Raw genomic sequence first — 25,322 nt, 5'->3', positions numbered from 1 at the left:
AAACCGAAGCCTGACCAGTCCGGGGTATAAATCATAATTGGCACTGGCTTATCAAGCACCCTGTTGAGTTCTCAAAGAACAACCACACACCACTCAAACGTCCCACATCGTGGGAGTTCGCTTGGGGCAACTCCTCTACCCTACTCGGCTCACTCCCCCTCGTCAACCTCGTATCCGAGGTGATCAAGGAAGCGTTCCAGGTCCACGATGACGCACGCCGCTTCGCGGCGGTCGCTGCTGTCGTGGGAAACCGCAGACCGGCCGATCGCCACTTCGTGGTTATCCGCCCGGCTCCTGCCGGCTTCAGAACTCTACCCGGTCGGCCTCGCGATCGCAACCCCGTCTTGGAGCGCCCTCGCACCGCCCGGATTCTCAGTCTCGCTCGGCGTCTCCGCCACGAGCCTGGTGCCCTCGTCGGCCGGTTTGTCCGGCCTTCCGCGTGCAGAGAGAAAGTTACGCCGCCCTCGCGGAGAAGGCAAATCGGCATCCGTCGCTGGCTGCGGCGGGACCCCGCCGGCGGTGGCGCATTCGTGATGGGCTCGCGGGGTTCGGGGGCGGCCCCGGCATGCCAGAGTGTCTGTCATGGCTGACCTCCCGCGCACCCGGGTGACCCTGCTCGCCGAGGACGCGCTGACGGGACTGCTGCTGCCGTTCTGGCAGGTGGTCATCGGCGCCTTCGTGATCTTCGTCGTCGTGGTCTCGGTGGCCCGACTGGCCCGACGGGGACGGTCCCGGATGACGACGGCGCTACTGGTGACGGCCGCCGCGATCGCCGGATTCGCCGTGGTGGGCGTGCTGCTGCAGGGGTGAGCGTCAGAGGCGGCGGTTGGCCAGGCTGGGCAGCTCGGCGCGGATGGTCCGCAGTCGGTTGAGATCGAGATCGACGACGGCCAGGCCCGGTCCGTCGGGCACCTGGGTGAGTACCGTCCCCCACGGGTCGACCACCATGCTGCGCCCGTAACAGGTCCGGCTCGGCTCGTGGTCGCCGGTCTGCCCCGCCGCGGCGACGAAGCACTGGTTCTCGATGGCCCGCGCGCGCAGCAGCACCTCCCAGTGGTCCCGCCCCGTGTGGGCCATGAAGGCCGCCGGCACCACGAGCAGCTGGGCGCCGCCGTCGACGACGAGTTGCCGGTACAACTCCGGGAACCGCAGGTCGTAGCAGATCGACAGGCCGACGCGAAGGCCCTCGACGTCGATGACCACCGGCTGGTCGCCGGGGGCCACGCTGGCCGACTCGAGGTAGGAGACCCGGCCGGGGATCTCCACGTCGTACAGGTGGATCTTGCGATAGGTGGCGACGAGCGTGCCGGAACGGTCGAAGACCAGGGAGGTGTTCCAGGTGCGGTCCGGATCCGGACCGCGCTCGTGGATCGAGCCGGCGATCAACCACATGCCACACCGCCGGGCGATGCCGGCGAAGAACTGGCCCACCTCGCCGTCGACCGGCTCCGGCTCGGGCAGGCCCGCGGCGGGACCGAGGTAGTCGACGAACTCCGGCAGCAGCGCCAGGTCGGCCCCGGCTGCCGCCGCGCGTTCCAGCAGGGCCTCCGCGGCCGCCAGGTTCGCCTTACGGTCTTCCCGGGAGTTGAGCTGGCAGACGGCGACACGCATGGGGACCAGCGTACGACCGCGGTGCGCGCGGCGACAGCCTCGATCGGTGCTCACGGCGCTGGTCCGATCGACCGACGCCGGCCGGACGCGGACACGTCGCCGCGCCCGACCCTGACGGGCGGGCGCGGCGACGGTGGATCAGGCCGACTTCTCCTCGCGGTCCCGGCGGGCGCGCCGGCCGGTGAACTCGCGCGGCACGATCGTCGGGTTGACGTTCTCCAGCACCACCTCGCGGGTGATGAGCACCCGGGCGGCGTCGGGGTTGCTCGGCACCTCGTACATCGCGGAGAGCAGGACCTCCTCGATGATCGCCCGCAGGCCACGGGCACCGGTGCCCCGGAGCATGGCCTGGTCGGCGATCGCCTCCAGCGCCGGCTGGTCGAACTCCAGCTCGACGCCGTCCAGCTCGAAGAGGCGCTGGTACTGGCGGACCAGGGCGTTGCGCGGCTCGGTGAGGATCCGCACCAGGGCGGAGCGGTCCAGGCTGCGCACGTTGGTGATCACCGGGAGCCGGCCGACGAACTCGGGGATCAGCCCGAACTTCAGCATGTCCTCCGGCATGACCTGGCTGAAGATGTCGTCCGTCGACCGCTCGGACACCGAGCGGAGCCGGGCGCCGAAGCCGGTGCCGCCCTGGCCGGTGCGGGACTCGATGATCTGATCCAGCCCGGCGAACGCCCCACCGCAGATGAACAGCACGTTGGTGGTGTCGATCTGGATGAACTCCTGGTGGGGGTGCTTGCGCCCGCCCTGCGGCGGCACGTTGGCCACCGTGCCCTCGAGCATCTTGAGCAGCGCCTGCTGCACGCCCTCGCCGGAGACGTCCCGGGTGATCGACGGATTCTCCGACTTGCGGGCGATCTTGTCGACCTCGTCGATGTAGATGATGCCGGTCTCGGCACGCTTGATGTCGTAGTCCGCGGCCTGGATCAGCTTGAGGAGGATGTTCTCCACGTCCTCGCCGACGTAGCCCGCCTCGGTCAGCGCGGTGGCGTCGGCGATGGCGAACGGCACGTTCAGCATCCGAGCCAGCGTCTGCGCCAGGTGGGTCTTGCCGCACCCGGTCGGGCCGAGCAGCAGGATGTTGGACTTGGCCAGCTCGACGGCATCACTGCCGGAGCCCGGCGCGCCGGCTGCCTCGGCCTGGATCCGCTTGTAGTGGTTGTAGACCGCTACGGCGAGCGCCTTCTTGGCCTGGTCCTGCCCGACGACGTAGGTGTCGAGGAACTGGCAGATCTCCATCGGCTTGGGAAGCTCTTCCCACTTCACCTCGCCGGACTCGGCCAGCTCCTCCTCGATGATCTCGTTGCAGAGATCGATGCACTCGTCGCAGATGTAGACCCCGGGCCCCGCGATGAGTTTCTTGACCTGCTTCTGCGACTTCCCGCAGAACGAGCATTTCAGTAGGTCGCCGCCGTCACCGATCCGTGCCACCTACGTTCTCCCTGCACTCGTCGACCGGAGACCCGGCCCTCGCCTGCGGACGTGGAAGCGTCCGCCTCGTTCATCCCGCTCGTACACCCCTCCGGAGGACCGGTGGAGCGGCACAGACCCGACGTTACCCGCTGGCGGAGGTTTCTCCGACCCCCAAATCGGGTGTGTCAGACGGTCGGCCGGAGGTGGACCCCCGGCCGACCGAGACGCGAGCTGTTCAGCTGGCGGCGTTGGCCGCCAGCAGGCCCTTCTTGCGGCTGGTGAGGATGGTGTCCACCAGCCCGTACTCCTTGGACTCCTCGGCCGTCATGATCTTGTCGCGGTCGATGTCCTTGCGGACCTTCTCGACCGGCTGGTTGCAGTGCCGGGAGAGCATCTCCTCGAGCTGCGTGCGCATCCGCAGGATCTCGCGGGCCTGGATCTCGATGTCCGAGCCCTGCCCGTAGCCGCCCTCGGTGGCCGGCTGGTGGATGATGATCCGCGAGTTCGGCAGCGCCATCCGCTTGCCCGGCGTGCCGGCCGACAGCAGCACGGCCGCCGCGCTGGCCGCCTGGCCGAGACAGACCGTCGAGATGTCCGGGCGGACGTACTGCATGGTGTCGTAGATCGCCGTCATGGCGGTGAACGAACCGCCGGGCGAGTTGATGTACATGATGATGTCGCGGTCCGGGTCGGTGCCCTCGAGCGTCAGCAGCTGCGCCATCACGTCGTTGGCCGACGCGTCGTCGACCTGGACGCCGAGGAAGATGATCCGGTCCTCGAAGAGCTTGTTGTAGGGGTTGGACTCCTTGACCCCGTACGACGTGCGCTCGACGAACGACGGCAGGACGTAGCGGTTGTGCACGGCCGCGAACTGGGGCGGCAGGCTCAGGTCGGTCATCGTCAGCTCCTCAGCTCAGGGTCCCGGCGCCATCCGGAACCTGGGCGGCCCCGATGATCACCTTGTCGATGAAGCCGTAGTCCAGGGCCTCCTGGGCCGTGAACCAGCGGTCGCGGTCGGAATCCGCCTCGATCTGCGCCTGGCTCTGGCCGGTGTGGTGCGCGACCCGCTCCTGGAACATCCGCTTGGTGTAGAGCATCTGCTCCGCCTGGATGGCGATGTCGGACGCGGTGCCGCCCAGACCGCCGGAGGGCTGGTGCATCATGATCCGCGCGTGCGGCAGGGCGTAGCGCTTGCCCTTGGTGCCGGCGCAGAGCAGCAGCTGCCCCATCGACGCCGCCATGCCCATCGCCACGGTCGACACGTCGTTGTCGATGAACTGCATGGTGTCGTAGATCGCCATGCCGGAGTAGACCGAACCGCCCGGCGAGTTGATCCAGAGGTTGATGTCGCGGTCCGGGTCCTCCGCGGCGAGCAGCAGGAGCTGCGCGCAGATGCGGTTGGCGACCTGGTCGGTCACCTCGCTGCCCAGGAAGATGATGCGCTCCTTGAGCAACCGGTTGTAGACCGAGTCGTCGAGGTTGCCAATGGTGTCGCCACCGCGGGCATCGATCGCCCGGAGCGGCTTCGCTTGGATGTGCATGTCGGTCATGGCAGCCCTTCGCTCTCCGTACCGTCCTACCCGACACTAACCGCTCAGCCGGATGGCAGAGCGTCGGTCCGGGCAGTGTTCGCTATCAGCGCAGCACCGCCGAGGCGTACCCGAAAAGGGAATCGGCCGCCGTCCACCGCAGGCGGCGGACGGCGGCCTCCCCCGACGATCAGTGCTCGTGGTCGTGGTCGTGCTCGGCCTCGCTCTCGGCGCGCAGCGCGTCGAGGGTGACCTCGTTGCCCGCCGAGTCCTTGATCTTGATGCGCTCCATGAGAGAGGCCAGGGCCTTGCCCCGCCGCACGTCACCGAAGACGGCACCGGCCGCGCCCGAGCGGACCAGCTGGTCGTAGTACTGCTGCGGAGCCATCCCGGCGCGCTGGGCCCGGTGCACGATCTCGTGGCCGAACTCGTCGTCGGAGACCTGCACGTCCTCGGCGTCGGCGAGGGTGTCCAGCAGCAGCTGGACCTTCACGCCCTCGGTCGCCGCCTCGGTCAGCTCGGTGTCGATCTGCTCCTCGGTCTTCTCCTCGGCCGCGAGGTATTCCTCCAGGGAGGCGCCGATCCGCTCGAGCTGGTCGACCATCGCCTGCTTGCGGCTCTCGACCTCCTCGCGGACGATGCCCTCCGGCGCCGGCACGTCGGCGGCGGCCACCATCTGCTCCAGCGCCTTGTCGCGGGCGGCGTAGATCTGCTCGACCCGCTTGCCCCGGGTGACCCGCTCGCGCAGGTCACCGCGCAGCTCCTCGATGGTGTCGAACTCGCTCGCCATCTGGGCGAACTCGTCGTTGAGCTCCGGCAGCTCCTTCTCCTTGACCGTGCGGACGGTCACCGCCACCTCGGCGTCACGACCGGCGAAGTCGCCGCCGACGAGCTGGGTGGTGAAGCTGGTGTTCTCGCCGGCGGCCAAGCCGACGACGGCCTCGTCCAGGCCCGGCAGGAGCTGCTTGCTGCCGACCTCGTGGGAGATGTTGCTGGCGGAGCCGCCCGGCACGTCCTCGCCGTCGACGGTCGCGTTCAGGTCGATCTGGACGTAGTCGCCCTCCTGGGCGGCCCGCTCGACGGTCTTCAGGGTGGCGAACCGCTCGCGCAGGTTCTTCACCTGCTCGTCGATCTCGCTGTCGTCGATCTGCAGCTCGTCGACGGTCACCTCGATGGTGGCCGGGTCCGGCAGGGTGATCTCCGGGCGGACGTCGACCTCGGCGGTGAAGTTCAGCGAGTCACCGTCGTTGAACTCGGTGATCTCGACCTCGGGGCGGCCGAGCGTCTTCAGGTCGTGCTCGCGGACGGCGGCGAGGATGTTCTGCGGGATGGCCTCCTGCACCGCCTCGTTGAGGACGGTGCCCCGGCCGACCCGCTGGTCGATCACGGCCGCCGGAACCTTGCCCTTGCGGAAGCCGGGCACCTGGACCTGCTGCCCGATCTCCCGGTACGCCTTCCTGAGGCTCGGCTCGAGCTCGACGAACGGCACCTCGATGGCGAGCCGCACGCGCGTCGGGCTCAGAGTCTCGACGGTGCTCTTCACAGGCGTACTCCTTGACGGATCTCGGTTTTAGTCTGGGCGTGATAAGCCCATCGAGTGTAGGCGAGCCGGCCGGACGCACCGGCAGCGGCCGGGGACCGCGCGGGGGGCGACCCCGGCGACCGGCCGCGGACGACAGTCGGGGTGGCGGGATTTGAACCCACGGCCCCTCGCTCCCAAAGCGAGTGCGCTACCAAGCTGCGCCACACCCCGTGGCGACGAGCAGTCTATGCGGTCGCGGCCAGCCGGAAGTCCCGGGGCGTCACCCAACGCGCCGAAGGAGGACCAACCGGACATCCAGCACGGCCTGAACCCCCGCCGCTCCCCCGGACGGGATACGGCCGCGCGGGGCGGGCAGGTCATTGGGTACGCTGTCGGCGCGCCCACAGCAACCGGGCGTACGCGGGCGTAGCTCAATGGTAGAGCTTCAGTCTTCCAAACTGACGGTGCGGGTTCGATTCCCGTCGCCCGCTCCACGAACTCCGGCCCAGGTCAGCGGCGTCATCGCCGAGCCTGGGCCGATCTCGTCTCCGCCTCTCTCTACCGTCACGCTGTCTGACGTAGCTCGTGGGCGCGGACCACCCGGATCGTGGGATCGGCAGCCTCGGGCGTCCGCAGCCGATCGGTCAGAAGGAAATCAGGCAAGCTGAACCGGGCCGCGTGCTCGTGCTCGGTCAGCACGAACGTTCCGCCTCGCCTCTCGGGCTGCCACCCGTGCCCCAGGGCGTAACTGATGACGGCTCGTACGTCGGCCGGCGTCGGATAGGCGCCGTCGGTGGCGCATGCCCCCCACGGCGCGGGCCAGGCGACCGAGAGCAGATCCGCCTGGAGTGCCTGGCTCGTCTTCCCGGCGCCCCACACGCGCAGCCGAATGCACCGGTGGCAGTCACCGCTGCCCAGCACGTGCCGGATCTCCGCGCGCCACACGAAGGTCCGTGCACCGATTCGGGTCTGCCGCAGTCGCGTCCGCACGTGGATCACCTCACGGTCGGTCTTCCCCGCCAAGGTATTTCCCTGCCGGCGGTGGGCCGTACGCCGCCGGACAGCCGCGCGCCACCGCGCAGCCGTGCCAGCCACGTGCCAGTAGCCGTTGTCCCCGGCGGTCGACAGCCCGGCCGTGCCGTCCGAGGCGGGTTCGCGTGGTGGCGCCGGCGATCTCCCGCTCGTTGGTTTGTGCCGGTGGGTCAGGTCCGCCCGACAGCCGTGAAGGACCGAGGCTAGAGGCCGTAGACGGTCAGCTTCGTGCCGTCGGTGACGTACACCCTGCCGTAGGTGACCACGAGCTGGTCGACCGCGCCGGTGAACGCCGGCGCACTCAGCGGGGCACCGTCGACCGGGTTCAGGGTGTGCACCCGGTCGCTCTTGGCGGTGACGTACAGGACACCACCCGCGATGATCGACCGCTGGTGCTGGCTTTCCGGAACGCTCCGGCTCCAGATCGTGGCACCGGTACTGCGGTTCAACGCCGAGACGGTGCCCGTGGTGGAGGTGACGTACAGCCTGGTCGGGGTGACCACCACGAACCTCGGGTACAGGCCCGACGCGAGCCAGGTCAGGGTGCCGGTCGTCGCGTCGAGGACCTGCAGGCTGTGCCCCCACCCGACGTAGAACCTGGTCCCCGTCTCGTCCGCCGCGAGCGGCCGGTAGTCACGGTCCTGAGTGGTGTGGACGATCCTGCCGGTGCCGATGTCGACGATGGTGCTCGTCAGGGGTCCGGCTCCCATTCCGGTTCCCGAGACAAGGACGCGACCGTTCGCCGAGACCGGCTGCTTCATGTACTGGTTGCGCTGCCACAGCAGCTGCCCGTCGGCGAGGCGGTAGGCGCGCGTGTCACTGCTGTAGCGGCTTTCGCCGGAGACCACGACGACGTCCCGGTCGACGAGGATCTGCGTGACCACGCCCTCGTCGTGGAAGTCCCGGATCACCGTCCCGGCCGTGGCGTCGAGCACGAAGATCTGCGTGGAATCGGCGCCAGGCATGGCGGGGCTGTCGTTCACCGCCCAGACGATCCGGCCGGCCGTGTGGACGAGCTGCGAAGGCGAGCGGAACCTCTCGGGGTCCGGCTCGAAGCGCCACATCTGCGCGCCGGTCTCCTCGTCGGTGGCCGTCACACCGGTGTCATCCTGCGTGTACACGAGTCCGTCGGCGACGACCGGTGCACGCTGGCCGGTCCGGGCCGGGGTGCCGGTGTACGCGAGCTTGAGGTTCGGGACGGTCGGGACCGTCACCCTCGACTCGTTGGGGTTGAATCCGCTGTTGCTGACCAGGTAGCCGGACATGGCCCACCAGCCCGTGCCGGCCGCGGCGGCCGGTGCCGCCGGCATCGCCACCGTCGCCGCGAGCACCGCGGCAGCGGTCAGCACCTTCAGTGGATGCTTCACCCGTACCCCCCCCCCCCCCCCCGTTGGCGCGGCGTCGCACAACCCCGCGCCTTGTCTTTCCTTCCCGGCGTCGCGCCGGGATGCGTCCCTGCTGCCTCGGTGCCGCAGTGCCGGTGATCTTATGGCTCGAGCGACGCCCATGGTTGCCCGTGCCTTTCACGAACTCCGACCCAGGTCAGCGTCGTCGTCGCCGCGCCTGGCCGCTCTCTTGCCGGCCCAGCCGGAGGTAATTGCGCATCCTCGCTCGCAGTCCCTTGCGGGCGCATCGAGACGAATGCGTCGAGGCGTGGAACGCACGCTCGCGGCACGGACACCACCTCAGTCGACGCCAAGCGTTCCCGTTCGGTGCGGAAGTCGGACCACGCCGAGGCCGGTAGTCGCAGCACGTTCAGGAGCAGATCGCCCGGGTGGTGGTCGCCCTCGGCCAAGGGATCTCGGAGCAGAACCTGTACCGCGACAGGCAGCAGGGACGGCACACCGATCTGCTGGCCGAGCATGACGCGGGTCCGGCAGCGGGCGGCCACGACCGGGCATTACGGCACCGCGACATGATACCGAAACATCGTCAGGCCGAGGCGGTAGTGAGCAAATCAGGTCGCTTCGCCGATCACTCACCTATCGTGGCCATTGATCGCGTACGGGGGCATGTCGAGGCGGAGCAACAACCGCCCTGTCGAAAAAGGTGGGAAATGGCGAAGAAGGTTGCCGTCAAAGTCAACGAGGATGCCATCGTGTGGAGAGAGTTCACCAGCGCCAAGGGGAAGAAGTACGAGGTGGGCTACCTCGGCGAACCCAACGCTGACCAGGGCGGATCGTCCGCACCCATGGGGAAGACCGACTTCGGCATCAGCTGCAACTGGCCCGTTGGTGGGAACGACTGGATAACCACCGAGCCCAGTTTCAAGAACACGACGGCCATCTCGAGGTACAAGCTGCACTCCAATGCCGACATGTCGGGGGACGAGGCCGGCGGATATGCTTACCGGCTGGAGTTTTCCAACGAAGAGCACTACGACTACGAGTTCTTCGACCAGGAAGGCGACAGCTACGGTTGCAACACCTTCAGCAATACCGATCATTTTGTTCGGTACAACTCCGACAAGCCCACGATCGCGTACATCAAGGGTAGTTAGCCTCGAGGACCGTCGGTCGGCAGGTGCGGGGGCGGCGCCGCGAGGGCGCGCTTCGACCTGACGGTGCGGGTCCGATCGTCCGTACGCAGCTTCCGGCCCAGGTCGCCGGCGTTCCCGCCGTACCTGGGCCGTTCTCGTCGCAGGGCCGAGGCCGACGTCTGCTGCACCTTCTCGCCATGAGCTGGGTTCGCCGGATCGCGCCGGGGTCCTCTGGTGTGCGGGTCTGTCGGCGGTACTGGTGTTGCCGGAGGTCTCCCCGCTGCCCACGTCCATCGTCGTGGCGGCGATCCTGCTGGCGGTGCCGGCCTTCGCCGTGCCCTGCTTCGCTGGCGGGCGGGGCGGGCGGCGGCGCGCGTCTGAGGTCGTGGGACCACCGGATCAGGCGTTCCGGGCGGGTGCCACGCAGGTGCGGCGCCCTGTGACGCCACGACGATCGGAAGGCGACCGCCGTACGACGTGGGTAGTCTTTCGACGTGGCACTTGATGATCTTCCGTCCGCGGAGTTCGCGTTTCCGGGACCGCTGCGGGACAGCCTGGTGGCCGCGATCCTGTCCGGCGCGAAGACCTCGACGTCCAGCCTCGTGCTCGGCTACGAGCGGACGGACGAGCCGCTGCCCGAGGTCGGGCAGCGATCGGCGGTGGTCGACTCGGCGGGCCGGCGGGTCGCGGTGATCGAGACGAGCGACGTACGGGTGGTGCGGCTCGGCGACGTCGACCTGCAGCACGCCCTCGACGAGGGCGAGGGGTACGAGTCGGTGGCGCAGTGGCGGGCCGGGCACGAGACGTTCTGGCACAGCGCGGAGGTGCGCGCGGAGCTGGGCGACCCGGGCTTCACCGTCGACGACGACACCCCGGTGCTGCTCGAACGATTCCGGCTGGTGCACACCGTCTGAGCGCCTCTTGGCGTACGCGGCGACCCGGGCGTGCGGCGGCACGCGCCGTACGCCCGGGTCGGTCGCCCGCTCAGCCCCAGTTCTGCGGGGCGGGCTGGCGGGTGGTGGCGTTCAACCGGTTGAAGAAGTTGGTGGTGGCGAGCCAGAGCACCAGCGCGGCCAGTTCCTTCTCCCCGAAGTGGCGGGCGGCCTCGTCCCACACCTCGTCGGGCACGGGGTCGGCCCGGTCGGCGAGGCGGGTGGCGGCCTCGGTGAGCGCGAGCGCGGCCCGCACCGCGTCGGTGAAGTACGGCGTCTCCCGCCAGGCGGCCACCGCGAACAGCCGTTCCTCGGTCTCCCCCGCCTTGCGGGCGTTGCGGGCACCGGAATCGACGCAGGCGCAGCATCCGTTGATCTGGCTGGCCCGCAGGTGGACCAGTTCCAGGGTGCTCCCGGGGACGCCCGCCGAGTGGGCCGCCTTGTAGAGCAGGTTGATGGCCTTCACCGTGTCGGGGAGCAGCGTCGCGGGGTTGGGCATACGGGCCTGCATGGACATCTCGCACCGTCCTTCCTGTTACGCTGCCGGCCTTCGCCGTGGCAGCGCTCCTGGTTCCTCACCCTGCTGTCGACAGCCGGAGGAGCGACGTGACAGATGTGACCCGGGCCACACCGGGACGGGACGCCCGCCGGGGTGGCGATGCCGCCGACCTGCTCGCCGAACGCTTCGAGGAGCAGCGCCCCCGGCTGCGCTCCGTGGCCCAGCGGATCCTCGGCTCCCGGGCCGAGGCCGACGACGCGGTCCAGGACACCTGGCTGCGGCTCAGCCGCGCCGACGTCGACGGCATCGACAACCTGCCGGGCTGGCTCACCACCACCGTCGGGCGGGTCTGCCTCGACCGGCTGGGCTCCAGCGCCGCGCGGCACGAGCGGCCCGCCGAGGTGGCCGCCGACGAGTCGAGCGCGTCCGTAGCCGGTGAGGTCGACCCCGAGCGGGAGGCGATGCTCACGGAATCGGTGGGGCGCGCGCTGGCCGTGGTGCTTCGGACCCTCGGCCCCACCGAGCGGCTGGTGTTCGTGCTGCACGACATGTTCGCGGTCTCCTTCGACGAGCTCGCGCCCGTGGTCGACCGCAGCCCGGCCGCCGTGCGGCAGATCGCCAGCCGGGCCCGCCGGCGCGTGCAGGACGGGTCGCCGGCGCCGGAGGCCGACCGCGCCCGGCAGCGCGGGATCGTCCAGGCGTTCCTGGCCGCGTCCCGCGAGGGGCGCTTCGACGACCTGCTCACCCTGCTCGACCCGCACGTCGTCCTGCGCTCCGACGCCGCGGCCGTCCGGATGGGCGGGGCCGGCGAGGCACGCGGCTCGGCCACGGTGGCCGACTTCTTCTCCGGCAAGGCGCAGGAGGCGGTGCCGGCGTTCGTCGACGGCGCGCCGGGAGCGGTGGTGCTCGTCGACGGCCGTACCCGCCTGGTGCTCAGCTTCGTGGTCACCGACCGGATCATCGGCATCGAGGTGGTCGCCGACCCCGACCAGATCGCCGACCTGGATGTGACCGTGGGCTGACGGCCGCGCCGCCTGAGCCGCACGTCAGGGCGCGAACCGTGCCGGTGCGGCTGCTGCGTACGATGCGGGGCCGGGCATCCCCTCGTCCCGCGGAGGTAACGGCAGATGGCAGGCCAGCACGAGGGGTACGCCCTGGGCGTCGACCTCGGCACGTCCCACACCGTCGCCGTGCTGCGCCGGCCCGACGGGCACACCCGCCCGCTGCTCGTGGACGGGCAGCCGATCATCCCCTCGGGCGTGTACGCCGACACCGACGGGCTGCTGCACGCCGGCCGGGACGCCCAGCGGCTGGCCCGGACCGACCCGGGCCGGTACGAGCCGAACCCGAAGCGGCGCGTCGACGAGCCCGCGGTCATGTTGGGTGATCGCCGGTACCCGCCGGCCGAGCTGCTGGCCGCGACGCTGCACGCGGTGGCCCGGGCGGCCGTCGAGGCGGTCGGGTTCCTGCCCCCGGCGGTGCTCACCTGCCCGGCGACCTGGGACGCGGCCCGCCGCCAGGTGCTGGCCGACGCCCTGGCGGCGGCCGGCTGGCCGTCGGCGGCCGAGCACACGCTCTCCGGTCCCACGCCGCCGGGCACCCGGCTGCTGCGGGAACCGGTGGCCGCCGCCCGCTACTACACCCAGATGCTGCGCCGGCCGGTGCCGGTGGGCGGGACGATCGCGGTCTTCGACTTCGGCGCCGGGACGCTGGACGTCGCGGTGCTGCGCAACGAGGGCGCCGACCCGTGGGGCGACTCCGGGTTCACGGTCGTCACCGCCGGAGGCGCCGACGACCTCGGCGGTCTGGACGTGGACGCGGCCCTGCTGGCACGGCTCGGCGAGCTGGTCGCCGAGGACCACCCGGCGCGATGGGAGCGGCTGACCCGGCCGGAGTCCGCGACGCAGTGGCGGGAGCGGCACGAGCTCTGGGAGAACGTGCGGGGCGCGAAGGAGATGCTGTCGCGGGTCGCGGCCGCGCCGGTGGCCGTACCGGGGGTGGAGGCGGCGGTCACCCTCACCCGGGCCGACCTGGAGCGGGTGGCCGCGCCGCTGCTGGGCCGGGCGGTGGCGGTGACCCGGGAGGTGATCGGCGCGGCCGGGCTCGACCCGCGGCAACTCTCCGGCCTGTTCCTGGTCGGCGGCGCCACCCGGATGCCGATGGTGGCCCGGCTGCTGCACGCCGAGCTGGGCGTCGCCCCGACCGTGCTGGAGCAGCCGGAGCTGCCGGTCGCCGAGGGGGCGCTCACCGACCTGCCCCTGCCCCGGCGCGCCCGGGCCGCCGACGCCTTCGCCGCACCCGCCGTCGCGCCGGCGCCACCCGCGGCCGCACCGGCGCCGACCGCCGTCGCCGGACCGGAGGGCGTCACACCGGCCATGCCCGCCAGCCCGGCGCCGACCGTGGCCGGTGGCCCGTCGACCGCCCCGACCGTGCCCGCCGCACCGTCACCGGCCACTCCCTTCGCACCGCCGGGCGCAGGCCCGGCCTCGTCCGCGCCGCCGGGCGCGGGTCCGGTACCGCTCGCGCCGCCGGAGGCAGGCCCGGCCTCGTTCGCGCCGGCGGGGGCGGGCTCGTCGCCGTTCGCGCCCCCGGGCGCGGGCTCGTCGCCGTGGGGGCCGGCTGCGTCGTCGTCCGCGAGCGCGGCGCCGTACGCCCCGTCGGGGACGCCGGCCCCGGGCGCACCGGCCGGGGGCGGGGCGTCCTTCGCGGCGCCGGGCGTGCCCCCGGGCGGTGCTGCGGGGGCGTTCTCGGGCGTACCCGTCTCCGGGGCGCCCGTGTCGCCGTCGCCCGGCGGCCGGAGCGGGCCGGCGCTCCCCCGACGCCGGGCGCTCTGGATCTCGCTCGCCGCGGTGCTCGCGCTCGCCGGCGTGGCGACCGCGTCCGTGCTGTACCTGACCCGGGACCGCTATCCGGCCCTGGAGTTCCGGACCGTCGACCTCGTTGCCAGGGTCCCCGCCGGCACCGAGCGGCCGGCGGACATGTTCACCGCGGTCCTCGGCGACCGGGCGTACCTCGGGTATCCGCTCGACGACGGGCGGCTGGAGGTGGTGGCGGTCGACGCCGGCACCGGCGCGGTGAAGTGGCGCAAGCAGACGGCGGCGTCCTCCGAGCGGTGGAAACGGATGGTGGCCCTGCCCGGTGCGGTCGCCGTCCTCGCCGACGCCATCGGCGACGACACCCCCCGCGACCTGGTGCTGCTCGACGGCGCCTCCGGCGACCAGCGGTGGCGCCGGTCGATCCTGGGCGACGACGACATCCTCTTCGGCGACGGCGTCGCTGTGCAGGTGGACCGCACCGGGAACCGGCTCGTCGGGCTGCGCCTCGGCGACGGCCGCGAGGAGTGGGCGCAGCCCAGCCCGCGCGACGAGTACGACAACACCCGCACCAGCGTCCACCCGGTCACCACCGACGAGGCGCTGGGCGGCCCGGCCTTCATCGACGGCTCCCCGCGCGATCCCTGGCGCGGCGACGTCAACCGGATCGTGCAGGTGGGCGCGGACCGGTCCGTCCGGCTGATCGACATGGGCAGCGGCCGGGTGCTCCGCAGCCGCGCCGGGGTGGCCGACCACGACGACCTCGTGGTGGCGCACGAGGACCGGCTCTACGTGGCCCGCGACGACGCCGGCTACCAGTTGCTGGCGTACGACCTGACGAGCGACGCCCAGCCGAAGGTGCTCCACACCGCGCAGGACGACAAGCGCAGGCCGGAGGCCCTGGTGCCCTGCGGCGAACGGCGGGCGTGCCTGCTGGAGGTCACCGGCGGCGACGGCGGGACCACCGAGATCGTGGCGGCGACCGAGGAGAAGGTGACCAGCTGGGACGCACCGCGGGCGACGCGGCTCGTGCCGCTCGGCGAACACCTGCTCGCCCGCCGGACCTCCCCGGAGTCGGCCGACACGCTGTTCGGCCCCGACGGACGCGCCGTACTTCCGGAGCGCGGCGGGGTGGCGGTCCGGCTCGACGCGGGCAACCTGCTGCTCCTCGCCGACCCACCCAGCTCGATCGAGGACGACCGCAGCGTGGCCGGGATGTCGGTGGGCTCGGGCGAGGTGCACGAGCTGGGCCGGCTGGAGGACGTACGCAGCGACACGTGCTCGTGGAACAGCGACGTGATCGCCTGCGGCGCCGGCAGGGAGCGCGGGGACGCCGGGGCGCAGTCCCCGTACGGCTTCGTGCTCTACCGGTTCGCCGAGCGGTAGCCGAAACCCGACAGCAATTCATATTGATCTATACAACCGATAGCCTCCTCCCAACGGCCAGGTTGCCCCGCGTGCGGCCACGAGCCGGCGCGGGGCCGACAGGAGGAGGACCGGCAGATGACACTTCCCCGTACCCGGCGATGGCGCGCCCGCGCGGTGGGCGTACTCGCCGCCGCCGCGGTCGTCGCCACGATGGGCACCCCCGCGGCGGCGACCCCGGCCACCGGCGGGATCCTGCACGCCGGGGCCCCGGACGCCGTGACCGACGGATACGTCGTGGTGCTCAGGGACGGCGCACTCGGCGGCGCCGGCGACCGGAGGGCGGCCGTCACGCACACCGCCGGCCGGCTGGCCGACCGCTACGGCGCCACCGTCGGCCGCGTCTACGGGCACGCGCTCGACGGATTCGTGGCGCACCTGCCGGAGCGGGCGGCCCGGCGGCTCGCCGCCGACCCGGCCGTGGCGTACGTGGAGCGGGACCGGGTGGTCACCCTCGTCGGGCCGGGCGTGCAGCTCAACCCGCCGTCGTGGGGGCTGGACCGGATCGACCAGCGCCACCTCCCGCTCGACGGTCGGTACGCCTATCCGAACACCGCCCACAACGTGCACGCGTACGTCATCGACACCGGCATCCGGAGCACACACGGCGACTTCGGCGTCCGGGCCGGCGGTGGCGTCGACCTGGTCGACGGCGGCCCGGCGGATGACTGCAACGGCCACGGCACCCACCTCGCCGGCACCATCGGCGGCACCCGCCACGGGGTGGCCAAGGAGGTCCGGCTGCGGCCGGTGCGGGTGCTCAACTGCGCCGGCAGCGGCACCTTCTCCCAGGTGATCGCCGGGGTGGACTGGGTCACCGCGAACGCGGTACGGCCGGCGGTGGCGCTCCTGGCGCTCGGCGGCGGCGCCAGCACGGCGCTGGACGCCGCGGTGAACCGGTCGATCGCCTCCGGGGTGCCCTACGCCGTCACGGCGGGCAGCTCGAACACCAACGCCTGCAACTTCTCCCCCGCCCGGGTGGCGGCGGCGCTCACCGTGGCCGGCACCACCAGCACCGACGCCCGGATGCCGAGCGGCAACTACGGCAGCTGCCTGGACCTCTACGCCCCCGGCGCCAACATCACCTCCACCTGGCACACCGGTGACGCGGCGGTCGCGACGATCAGCGGCGGCTCGATGGCCGCCGCGCACGTCGCCGGCTGCGCCGCGCTCGCCCTCTCGGCCAACCCGGCCTGGAGCCCCGCCCAGGTCGCGGCCCACCTGACCGGCCGGGCGACGACCGGGGTGGTCACGGGCGTGGTCAGCGGCACGCCCAACCGCCTGCTCTACTGCGGCGCCTGATCACCCAGGGGCACCGGAGCCCGGTGCCCGTCCGCGCGGCCCGTCGCACCGGCGGGCCGCGCGGGCCGCCCCGCTCGTCACGCCCGCCGTGCCCTCGGTGTCACATCGGCGGATGCCGGCCTTGTCCCGGCCGGGCTCGCCGACTACCGTCTGATCGATGATCGACTATCTGGTCATCGGCGCGGGAATCGCGGGCGCCAGCGCCGGACACCATCTCGCCGCGTACGGGACCGTGGTGCTGCTGGAGATGGAGCAGGTTCCCGGCCAGCACTCCACCGGCCGCTCGGCCGCGACGTTCTCCGAGTACTACGGCGGGCCGGCGGTGCGCGCACTGACCCGTACCAGCCGGAGCTTCCTCACCGCGCCGCCGCCGGGGTTCAGCGAGCACCCGCTGCTCACCCCGCGCGGCGTCCTCACCATCTGCCCACCCGGCAGCGAGGAGTCCTTCGAGGCGGCGCTGCGCGACGGGGCCGATGTGGACCCGCCGGCCCGCGAGATCGACGTCGCCGACCTGCCCCGGCACTGCCCCGTGGTGCGGCCGGAGTGGTGCCGGCGGGCGATGGTGAAGCCGGCCGTACGGGACCTCGACGTCGCCGCGCTGCACCAGGGCTACCTGCGGGGCGTCCGGGCGGCCGGCGGCCGGGTCGTGTGCGGCGCGCGGGTCCGTCGGCTGCGGCGGGGCGGCGACGGATGGCAGGTCACCACGGACGCCGGCGAGTTCACCGCCCGGGTCGTCGTCAACGCCGCGGGTGCCTGGGCCGACGAGGTCGCGGCGGCGGCCGGCGTACGACCGATGGGGTTGACGCCGCTGCGGCGGACCGCCTTCCTGGTGGACGCGCCGGCCGGCGTCCCGGTGGTGGACTGGCCGATGGTCGTCGACATCGACAACCGCTTCTACTTCAAGCCGGAGTCGGGGCGCCTGCTGGTCTCCCCGTGCGACACCACTCCCGTGCCGCCGGGCGACGCCCGCCCTGACGACCTCGACGTGGCGATCGGCGCCGACCGGGTGCAGGCGGCGACCACACTGGAGATCCGCCGCGTCCACCAGCCCTGGGCGGGGCTGCGGACCGCCGCCCCGGACGACGTGCCCGTGATCGGCCCGGCGCCCGACGCGCCGGGTTTCCTGTGGATGGCCGGGCTCGGCGGCTACGGCGTCCAGACCTCGCCCGCGGCGGGCGCCCTGCTCGCCGCGCTGGCGGTCGACGACGCGCCCCCGGTCGACCCCGGCCCCTTCTCCCCGTCTCGCCTCCCCTGACCCCGCCCCCGGGCGGGACCTCCGGTGATCATGAGGTCGGCGGCAGCCGAGGAGATCGACTCCGCCGTCAACCTCATGATCACCGAAGCGTGGCCGGGTGGGGTGGGGTGGGGGGTCAAACGGGGGCTTGGTTCTGCGGTGCGCGTCGGGGGAGCATCGTCAACGCCGAGATGCCGGCCGACAGCAGCGCCGCCAGCAGCATCACCTGGAAGACCGCCGGGTAGCCGGCCATGCTGGCGACCAGGCCGGCCAGCGGCGCCCCGGCCACCAGGCCGATGTCCCAGAACGAGGTGAACGCACCGAGCGCCGCCCCCTGGTGGGCTGGCTCCGTCCGATTGATCACCAGCAGCGCCAGCGCCGGGAAGAGCAGCGACAGCCCGGCACCGATCACCAGCCCGCCGAGGATCGCGACCAGCAGGTTCGGCGCGACCGCGACGAGGAGCAGCCCCACCGCCTCCACAAGGGCCGAGCCGACGGCCACCCGGCCGGCGCCGAGCTTGTCGGGCAGCCCGCCGACGAAGAGCCGGACCCCCACGTAGGTGAAGCCGAACGCGTTGAACGCGGCGATGCCGTTCTCGACGCCCCGCTCGGCCATGTGCAGCGCCACGAACGCGGCCAGCGCGGCGTAGCCGAACCCGGCCAGGGAGAGCGCGACGCCGGGCGCCACCGTGCTGCGCGGCAGGATGCCGGCCCGGCCCGCCGGGCTCGCCTGCTGCGGCCCCGGTCGGGCGGCGACGAGCGCGGCCCCGGCGGCCGCCGTCAGGATCGCGAACAACCACACCGCCGGATAGCCGGAGGTACGCAGCAGCACCGCGCCGAGCAGGGCGCCCAGCGTGATGCCCAGCCACATGTAGATGCCGTACAAACCGACGACGCGGCCCCGCCGGTCGGCCGGCGCCAGGGCCACCAGCCAGGCCGCGCCGGCGGTGTAGACGGCCGCCTCACCGATCCCGTGCAGGACCCGGACGCCGACCAGCACGCCGACGTTGCCGGCCACCAGGTAGGCGCACCCGGCGGCGGCACACACCAACGCCCCGCCCAGCATCACCGTCCGGTATCCGTGCCGGTCGCCGATCCGGCCGGCGATGGGCCGGGCGATGACGGCGGAGACCGCGATCGCGGCGATCACCACCCCCACCTCGACCCGGTTGCCGTCCAACTCGTCGAGTACGTAGAACGGCAGCACGGCCAGGGACGCGCCCACGCCGAGCAGACAGAGGAAGATCGCGGCGAAGAGCGGCGCGATAGGCCTGTAGAACAACAGTTTCCCGCCGGTCATGGTTATACCGTGACGCTCCTAGGCCGGTACGACGTGGAAGAAGTGGGTCGGCAGGTGCACGGCCAGGCCCTCGTGGATCTCGGCGCAGACGGCTGGGCCGTCGGCGGCCAGGGTACCGGGCGGCGGGGTGCCGACGCGAATCGAGGAGCGCCCGGCGTCCAGCAGGCGGGCCGCCATCGCGAAGTCCCCCACCACCGCCTCGCCCGGCGCGACCATCCGCGTACGGCTGATCTGGACGCCGTTGCGGGTCAGGTCCGTCAGCAGCGTGCCCCGGCCGAGCAGGTGGGTGTAGTAGTCCCTCGGGTTGACGATCATCGCGTGCGGGGTGGCCCCGGTCTGCTCGATCTCGTCGCAGGCGGCGAGCAGGCCGCTGAGCCAGTCGTGCCGGTACGGCAGCCGCTCGATCTCCGGGTGCCGCAGCAGGCCGCCCTCGCCGATGGTCAGCGCCTGGTTCTCGGCCGTGGCGAGGCGGACCAGCAGCCGGTAGTCGATGAAGACGGCCAGCGCCTCCGGGTCGTCGGCGATCTCCTCGGGGATGCGCACCCAGGCGCGGATCGGGTGCACCCCGGCGGAGGCGGTGCCGAACCGGAAGGCGGCCTCCCGGCGCAGGCCCGACTCGTGCACCGCGGCGGCCTCGGCCGCGTCGGGCCGGCCCTCGCACCAGAACCGGACCGGATCCATGCCGACCGACCGCTTGCGGAACAGGTTGCGGACGGTCACCCGGGGCCGTTCCTTCGTGGGCTGGAAGGCGTCCGTGATGGTGTAGCCGAAGCGCACCTCGGCGCCGGCGGGATCGTCGGCGTACGCGCGGGCGAACAGTTCGCCGGGCGACAGCGTCGACGACGCGCTCACGGGTGGCACGGTCACGGGCGGCGCGGGGGTGGTGGTGGTCATGAGTCCTCCCTGATGGAGATGGCGTGCCGGATCAGCCGCTCGTAGAAGGGCTGGTGGTAGTCGTGGTACGACCGCAGGGTGTCGTTGTTCGCGACGGTCACCTCGAAGGACTTCTCGACGGGCGAGAAGCCCGAGGTGCGTTCGACGTCGAGGTGCCACTTGCGGGTGCGCTGCCACTCGGTGCGCTCCCCCGGCGCCCAGTTCAGCGCCTCCGGCCGGAACGGCAGGCCCACGTCGGCGCACCAGGCCGCCACCGTGTCGCCGGGATGCCGCAGCAGGTCCTCGGCCCGGATCACCACCGGCGGCCGGCGCGCGGTGCGGCGGACGAGGTCGAACAGCTCCCACTGGTGCTCGTAACCGATCTCCGGGCAGGTCACCGTCGGCTTGATCGCGTAGTGCGAGCTGATCGTGCGGGCCGGGTCGCGGACGATGAAGGTGTGCGTGACGTCCGCGATCGCCTCAGGACGCTCGAACAGGTGCTCGTAGCGGTACTCGAGCGTGTCCTTGACGAAGACCGTCCGGTCCCGGCCCAGCTCGCTCAGGTGCGCGACGACCGCGGACGCGTCGGTCACGGTGACGGTGCCGCCGTCGGCGGCGGGCAGCTCGACGTGCCCCTCGTCGACGAGGGTAACCAGTGGCTCGTGGACGACGGTGACGTCACCGCGGGCGATCATCATGCGCAGGAACGCGGTGGAGAGCGCCCGGGGATGCGCCCACATGGCGATCACCGGCATGTCCGCCTCCCGTACCGAGTCTCCCGCCGCCCGGACGCGGCCCCGCGGCGGGCCGCGCTCACTGCGACCACGCCGTGGGCTTGCGGTCCCACCGGTGGCCGCGCAGCGTCTCCAGCAGCCCGGCGTCCAGCGGCACGCCGTCGCTGACGGCGAGGTTGGCGCGCACGTGCTCGGCCCGGCGCATGCCGGGGATCACCGTGCTCACCGCAGGGTGGTGCAGGATGAACCGCAGCGCCAGTTCCGGCATGGTCATCCCGGGGGGCACGTCGGCGGCCAGCCGCTCGGCGCGCTCCACACTGGGCAGCAGGTTCTCCGGCCCGAAGTAGGTGCTGCGCCAGTCCTCCTCCGGCCAGGTGCTGTCGGCGGTCAACGTGCCGGTCAACGTCCCTTCGTCGAACGGGACCCGGGCGATGATCGCGATGTCGTCCCGCTGCGCGCGCGGGAACAGCTCGTCCTCCGGCGCCTGGTCGAAGATGTTGTAGATGACCTGCACGACGTCGATCAGGCCGGTGTCGAGGGCGGCGTGGCAGTTCGTCGGCTCCCACCGGTTGACGCTGATCCCGATCCCCTCGACCACGCCCTCCCGCTTGAGGTCCGCGACGGCCTCCTGCCAGCGGCCGTCGGCGGCCCACCGGTCCTCCCACACGTGGAACTGCAGCAGGTCGATCCGGTCCACCCCGAGGTTCTCGAGGCTGCGGTGGGTGTACTCGCGGATGTGCTCGGCCGGGAAGACGTCGTCCAGGGTGTCCTGCGGGCCGGGCGGCCACTCGCGGTTCTTCGGCGGGATCTTGGTGGCCAGGTAGAGCCGGCGGTCCGGGTGCCGGCGCACCAGGCCGCCGAGGAGCTGCTCACTGACGCCCCGCCCGTAGACCCAGGCGGTGTCGAAGAAGTTGCAGCCCCGTTCCACCGCCTCGTCCAGGCAGGTCGGTGCGGTGTCGTAGTCCCAGCCGGTGAAGCCGCCGGGTCCACCGCCGATGCCCCACATCCCGTACCCGACCTCGCTGACCTGCCAGCCGAGCCGACCCATCCTGCGGTATCGCAATTCCACTCCCTCATCCGTGCCGGTCACCGCGCCGCGCGCGGCCGTTCACCCTGGTCCCGCCGGCAGCAGCAGCCGGTCGGCGTCCCGCCGCACGTGCTCGCCCAGCCAGGCACGGTAGGCGCCGACGGACGGGCCGAGCCGGTGGTCGCTGAAGCCCCGCCGCCGTTCCAGCTCGGCGCAGCCGTCGCGCCGGAACAGCCGGGGATTGTCGGTGAGCAGTGTCGCGAAGATCGCGCGCAGCCGCTCCTCGTCGGCGCCCACGCCGGGCGGGAAGAGGGCCAGCAGCACGGCGGCGTCGCGGTCGCCCCCGGCCGCCGCGTCGCGCAGTGCCGCCAGGAACCGCGCGCAGCTCACCCGGGGCAGGGCGTCCGCGCCGGCCAGCGGCAGGTCGGTGAAGTCGACGCTCACGGGGTGCAGGACGTTCAGCGTGCCGCCCCACTGGCGCGGATCGACCACGGTGGCGACGATGCGTCGGGCGGCCCAGTCCACCGGCGTCCAGTCGGAGCGCACGGGCGCGTCGGGGCGCATCCGCAGCTGGTGGCAGGCCGCCAGCAGCAGATGGGTCAGGGCCCGGGGGTTGGGGTGCCCGTCGTCGGCCGCGGGCATCACCTCGCCGAGGCGCAGCACCGTGACGGTCGCGCCGCGCCGCCGAGCCTCGTCGAGGTACCGCTCCGCCACCCACTTCGACCGGCTGTAGCCGCTGGTCGGCGGGACGGCGAGGGCCGGGTCGTACGTCTCGGACAGCGGCTGCGGATGGCGGACGGCCTCGCTGTCGAGGACGCCGAGGGTGGAGACGTGGTGCAGCGGCTTCGGTCGGCCCGTCAGGCAGAGCCGGAGCAGCTCGGCGGTGCCGAGGACGTTCGCGGCGCGGTGCGCCCGGTAGTCGAACAGGAAGTTGACCAGCGCCCCGGCGTGCAGCACGAGGTCGCAGTCGTGGGCCAGCCGGGCCCACGCCTCCGGGGTCAGCCCGAGGGCCGGGCTGCCGAGGTCGCCCGCGTACCCGTGCAGGCGCAGGCCGTGGCCGGGCCGCCACAGGCCCCGCTCGGCCAGCGCGCGCACGACGCGGGCGGTGGCCTCGGCGTCGTCGGCCGCGCGGGCCAGGCACAGCACCCGGACGTCGGTGGTGGCGAGCAGTTCGTGCACGAGGCGCGCGCCGACGAATCCGGTGGCCCCGGTGACCAGGACCGTACGCGGCGCCCGGCGCCGGCCGACCGGGCGTACGGGCAAGTCGGCCGGGACCTTCGCGTCCCGCTCCACCAGCTCGTCCTCGGTCTCGGTGGGGTCGGCTGCGCGCAGCCGTACCGCGAGCGCCCGGGCGAGCCGGGCTGCGCTGCGGTGGGTGAACAGGTCCTGCACGCCGACGCGGAGGCTCTGGTCCGCGCCGAGGGCCGTGACCACGTCGAGGGCCTGCAGCGAGTCGCCCCCGGCGTCCAGGAAGTCGGTGTCGGGGTCGAGGTCGGGCCGGCCGAGGACCGTCCGGAACACCCCCAGCACCCGCTCCGGCAGGGTCCGCGCGTCGGCGGGCACGGCCGGCGGGCGGGTCCGGTCGGCGAACGTACGCTCCAGCCAGGTCTCCAGCGCCCGCCGGTCGACCTTGCCGTTGCCGGTCAGCGGCAGCGCGTCGCGCACGACGACGTGCCGTGGCACGTGGGCGCGGGGCAGCAGCCGGCGCAGGTGCGCGCGCACCTGCGGCTCGGTCACCTCGGCGTCGGCGGCGAGGAAGAGGGCCAGCGACTTCCCCCGGTGCTCGCGGGCGAGCAGGACCTTCGCCTGCCGTACGCCGGGCAGCCGGGTGGCGGCGGCCTCGATCTCACCCGCCTCGATCCGGACGCCGTTGACCTTGAGCTGGTGGTCGCGGCGGCCGGCGAAGTGCAGGCGGCCGTCGGGGGCGATCCGGCCGAGGTCGCCGGTGCGGTAGAGCCGTGGGCCCGGGATGCCGGGCAGCGGGTTGGGCACGAACACCTCGGCGGTGCGGGCCGGGTCGTCGAGGTACCCCTCGCCCAGGCACACGCCGCCGATGACGATCTCGCCGGTCTCGCCCGGCGGCAGGGGCCGCAGCTCGTCGTCCACCACGGCGGCGTAGCAGTTGTCGATGGGCCGGCCGATGGGGATGACGTCGCCGTCGGATCGGGCGACGGTGTGGAAGATCATGCCGATCGACGCCTCGGTCGGGCCGTAGCCGTTGGTGACCGACACTCCCGGCACCAGCTCGACCAGCCGGTGCACCGCCCACGGGTCGATCTCCTCGCCGCCGACGATCACGTTGCGCAGCGAGGCGACCCCCCGCCGGGCCGCCGGGTCCCGGTCCAGGACCGAGACCAGCGCGCCGAGCACGCTCGGCACGAAGTCGGTCATCGTGACGGCCTCGTCGGCGATCGTCCGGACGGTCCGCTCCACGTCGAGGAAGCCGCCCTCGACCGGCACCACCGTCCGGCCGCCCGTAGTCAGCGGCCAGAACATCTGCCACACCGACGAGTCGAAGGTGTGCCGGCTGTTCTGGAGCACCACCTCGGCGCCCGTGGCCGCGAAGTGGCGGGTCATGAACACCAGCCGGTTGGCGATCCCGTCGTGCCGGTTCAGCGCGCACTTCGGCGTGCCGGTGGTGCCGGAGGTGAAGATGCCGTAGATCAGGTCGGCCGGGCCGAGCGGCACGCCGGGCCGGCGGCGGGTCGGCGTGACGTCGTCGAGGTCCACCGGCAGGCAGGGGACGTCGCCGGTGTCGGGGCGGGGGTCGGCGCCGCGTACCACCGCGAGCCGGGGTCGGATCACCCGCAGCGAGGCGTGCAGCCGGTCCACCGGCCAGCCGGGATCGACGGGCACGAAGGCCGCGCCGAGCTTCATCAGGGCGAGGTCGACGACGGGCAGTTCGAGCCCGTCGGCGAGCAGGACGGGCACCAGGTCGCCCCGCCGGACTCCCCGCGTCGCGAGGGTGGCGGCGACGCCGTTGGCCAGGTCGTCGAGTTCCCGGTAGGTCAGCGAGCGGCCCCGGAACGACACCGCCCTGCGCTGCGGGTGCAGGTCGACGCGTCGTTCGATCATGGTCGGCACCGGCAGGAAGGGCCCGCCCCGGTGCGGCGCGGCCCCGACGGCCGCCGGACGCGTGGCGGTGTACCGGTACGTCGTCCCGTCGCAGACGGAAGCCGCCGTCGCGGATCCGGTGTCCCCCGCCGTCATCCCGCCTCCTGTCCCCGAGCCCGCCGGGCCGGTGAGGCCACGGACGGGACGAATCCACACCGACGCACGGCAAGGCAGATGATCGCCCCTGGTCTATGACCGAGCCGCTGGTCATGGACATTAGAGGGCTGATCGACGGCAGGGAATATGCAACTTTCTGCTACATCGACTTTCGTCACTCGGGATTGGCGACCGGGGCCGACCTCCGCGGCCCACCCGCCGACCATCCGGCGGACAGGCCCCTCACCAGGCAATCCTTCGCGCCCACGCCGGCGACCGCGCAGATTCGACGCCCGCCACCGGCGGTCCGGGGCCAGCGGGCGGCGGGGACGGGCGGCCCTACCGCGCCCTGCGGACGAGCAGGCGCGATAGCGGAGGGTAGCC

Annotated in this window: 21 protein-coding genes and 2 tRNA genes; 8 read left to right on the top strand and 15 right to left on the bottom strand. The window is 72.5% G+C overall.

Going from position 1 to position 25,322, the window contains the following annotated elements:
• Nucleotides 1-582 precede the first annotated feature (582 nt).
• Nucleotides 583-810: a hypothetical protein gene (locus V6U77_RS14240; protein ID WP_334606782.1), complete on the top strand. Its 228-nt coding sequence runs from the start codon at nucleotides 583-585 to the stop codon at nucleotides 808-810.
• A 3-nt stretch (nucleotides 811-813) separates the two neighbouring features.
• Here V6U77_RS14240 and V6U77_RS14235 read toward each other — a convergent pair whose 3' ends face one another.
• The 6 genes from V6U77_RS14235 to V6U77_RS14210 all read right to left on the bottom strand — a co-directional run bounded on the left by V6U77_RS14235 (nucleotide 814) and on the right by V6U77_RS14210 (nucleotide 6,309).
• On the bottom strand, nucleotides 814-1,611 hold the full coding sequence (locus V6U77_RS14235) for a carbon-nitrogen hydrolase family protein (protein ID WP_334606781.1): 798 nt from the start codon (nucleotides 1,609-1,611) through the stop codon (nucleotides 814-816).
• Nucleotides 1,612-1,749: 138 nt separating this feature from the next.
• Complete coding sequence (gene clpX, locus V6U77_RS14230; protein WP_334606780.1) at nucleotides 1,750-3,045, bottom strand: ATP-dependent Clp protease ATP-binding subunit ClpX; 1,296 nt, start codon at nucleotides 3,043-3,045, stop codon at nucleotides 1,750-1,752.
• A 217-nt stretch (nucleotides 3,046-3,262) separates the two neighbouring features.
• Nucleotides 3,263-3,925, bottom strand: a complete 663-nt coding sequence (locus tag V6U77_RS14225; RefSeq protein WP_334606779.1) for an ATP-dependent Clp protease proteolytic subunit — start codon at nucleotides 3,923-3,925, stop codon at nucleotides 3,263-3,265.
• Nucleotides 3,926-3,935: 10 nt separating this feature from the next.
• Complete coding sequence (locus tag V6U77_RS14220) at nucleotides 3,936-4,577, bottom strand: ATP-dependent Clp protease proteolytic subunit (protein WP_091628855.1); 642 nt, start codon at nucleotides 4,575-4,577, stop codon at nucleotides 3,936-3,938.
• A 169-nt stretch (nucleotides 4,578-4,746) separates the two neighbouring features.
• The gene (gene tig, locus V6U77_RS14215; RefSeq protein WP_334606777.1) at nucleotides 4,747-6,099 is read right to left on the bottom strand and encodes a trigger factor; all 1,353 of its coding nucleotides are present in this window, start codon (nucleotides 6,097-6,099) and stop codon (nucleotides 4,747-4,749) included.
• A 136-nt stretch (nucleotides 6,100-6,235) separates the two neighbouring features.
• Nucleotides 6,236-6,309 (bottom strand) — tRNA-Pro (locus tag V6U77_RS14210).
• A 189-nt stretch (nucleotides 6,310-6,498) separates the two neighbouring features.
• On the opposite strand from V6U77_RS14210, the gene V6U77_RS14205 reads away from it, so the two are divergent.
• Nucleotides 6,499-6,572, top strand: a tRNA-Gly gene (locus V6U77_RS14205).
• Nucleotides 6,573-6,642: 70 nt separating this feature from the next.
• Here the strand turns inward: V6U77_RS14205 and V6U77_RS14200 are convergent.
• The 3 genes from V6U77_RS14200 to V6U77_RS14190 all read right to left on the bottom strand — a co-directional run bounded on the left by V6U77_RS14200 (nucleotide 6,643) and on the right by V6U77_RS14190 (nucleotide 8,974).
• Complete coding sequence (locus V6U77_RS14200) at nucleotides 6,643-7,101, bottom strand: integrase (protein ID WP_334606776.1); 459 nt, start codon at nucleotides 7,099-7,101, stop codon at nucleotides 6,643-6,645.
• A 212-nt stretch (nucleotides 7,102-7,313) separates the two neighbouring features.
• Nucleotides 7,314-8,477, bottom strand: a complete 1,164-nt coding sequence (locus V6U77_RS14195) for an outer membrane protein assembly factor BamB family protein (protein ID WP_334606775.1) — start codon at nucleotides 8,475-8,477, stop codon at nucleotides 7,314-7,316.
• Nucleotides 8,478-8,596: 119 nt separating this feature from the next.
• Entirely contained in the window at nucleotides 8,597-8,974 is a 378-nt protein-coding gene (locus V6U77_RS14190; RefSeq protein WP_334606774.1) for a contact-dependent growth inhibition system immunity protein, read from the bottom strand.
• Between V6U77_RS14190 and V6U77_RS14185 the strand changes: the two genes are divergently transcribed.
• Together V6U77_RS14185 and V6U77_RS14180 are read left to right on the top strand one after the other, a co-directional pair.
• Nucleotides 8,885-9,610, top strand: a complete 726-nt coding sequence (locus tag V6U77_RS14185) for a hypothetical protein (RefSeq protein WP_334606786.1) — start codon at nucleotides 8,885-8,887, stop codon at nucleotides 9,608-9,610. The two genes, V6U77_RS14190 and V6U77_RS14185, sit on opposite strands and share 90 nt — an antisense overlap.
• 473 nt (nucleotides 9,611-10,083) lie before the next feature.
• Entirely contained in the window at nucleotides 10,084-10,503 is a 420-nt protein-coding gene (locus tag V6U77_RS14180; RefSeq protein WP_334606773.1) for an ASCH domain-containing protein, read from the top strand.
• Between the two features lie 70 nt (nucleotides 10,504-10,573).
• On the opposite strand, the gene V6U77_RS14175 is transcribed toward V6U77_RS14180, so the two are convergent.
• Nucleotides 10,574-11,032 (bottom strand): carboxymuconolactone decarboxylase family protein, encoded by a 459-nt coding sequence (locus V6U77_RS14175; protein WP_334606785.1) that lies wholly within the window; start codon nucleotides 11,030-11,032, stop codon nucleotides 10,574-10,576.
• Nucleotides 11,033-11,127: 95 nt separating this feature from the next.
• Between V6U77_RS14175 and V6U77_RS14170 the strand changes: the two genes are divergently transcribed.
• The 4 genes from V6U77_RS14170 (at nucleotide 11,128) to V6U77_RS14155 (ending at nucleotide 17,815) form a co-directional block, all read left to right on the top strand.
• Nucleotides 11,128-12,042 carry a sigma-70 family RNA polymerase sigma factor gene (locus tag V6U77_RS14170; RefSeq protein WP_334606772.1) on the top strand — a complete coding sequence of 305 codons (915 nt, stop codon included), beginning with the start codon at nucleotides 11,128-11,130 and terminating at the stop codon, nucleotides 12,040-12,042.
• A 105-nt stretch (nucleotides 12,043-12,147) separates the two neighbouring features.
• Entirely contained in the window at nucleotides 12,148-15,219 is a 3,072-nt protein-coding gene (locus V6U77_RS14165) for an Hsp70 family protein (RefSeq protein ID WP_334606771.1), read from the top strand.
• 117 nt (nucleotides 15,220-15,336) lie between these two features.
• The gene (locus tag V6U77_RS14160) at nucleotides 15,337-16,560 is read left to right on the top strand and encodes a S8 family peptidase (protein ID WP_334606770.1); all 1,224 of its coding nucleotides are present in this window, start codon (nucleotides 15,337-15,339) and stop codon (nucleotides 16,558-16,560) included.
• Nucleotides 16,561-16,717: 157 nt separating this feature from the next.
• Entirely contained in the window at nucleotides 16,718-17,815 is a 1,098-nt protein-coding gene (locus tag V6U77_RS14155; RefSeq protein ID WP_334606769.1) for an NAD(P)/FAD-dependent oxidoreductase, read from the top strand.
• A gap of 115 nt (nucleotides 17,816-17,930) precedes the next feature.
• Here the strand turns inward: V6U77_RS14155 and V6U77_RS14150 are convergent, their stop codons facing one another.
• From V6U77_RS14150 to V6U77_RS14130, 5 genes are read right to left on the bottom strand one after another with little or no spacing between them, the layout of a single operon-like run.
• A complete protein-coding gene (locus V6U77_RS14150; protein ID WP_334606768.1) occupies nucleotides 17,931-19,094 on the bottom strand; it encodes an MFS transporter in 1,164 nt (387 codons plus the stop codon).
• 18 nt (nucleotides 19,095-19,112) lie between these two features.
• Nucleotides 19,113-19,988, bottom strand: a complete 876-nt coding sequence (locus V6U77_RS14145; protein ID WP_334606767.1) for a family 3 encapsulin nanocompartment shell protein — start codon at nucleotides 19,986-19,988, stop codon at nucleotides 19,113-19,115.
• A complete protein-coding gene (locus V6U77_RS14140; RefSeq protein ID WP_334606766.1) occupies nucleotides 19,985-20,722 on the bottom strand; it encodes a hypothetical protein in 738 nt (245 codons plus the stop codon). Before V6U77_RS14140 ends, V6U77_RS14145 begins: the two co-directional genes overlap by 4 nt.
• Nucleotides 20,723-20,780: 58 nt before the next feature.
• A complete protein-coding gene (locus tag V6U77_RS14135; protein WP_334606765.1) occupies nucleotides 20,781-21,770 on the bottom strand; it encodes an aldo/keto reductase in 990 nt (329 codons plus the stop codon).
• 39 nt (nucleotides 21,771-21,809) lie between these two features.
• Nucleotides 21,810-24,938 (bottom strand): non-ribosomal peptide synthetase, encoded by a 3,129-nt coding sequence (locus tag V6U77_RS14130; protein ID WP_334606764.1) that lies wholly within the window; start codon nucleotides 24,936-24,938, stop codon nucleotides 21,810-21,812.
• Nucleotides 24,939-25,322 lie beyond the last annotated feature (384 nt).

The sequence above is a fragment of the Micromonospora sp. CPCC 205546 genome, assembly GCF_036902715.1.
Classification (GTDB): Bacteria; Actinomycetota; Actinomycetes; order Mycobacteriales; family Micromonosporaceae; genus Micromonospora.
Note: the sequence above shows the minus strand (reverse complement) of the source record. Positions and strands in the feature narration are given on the sequence as shown.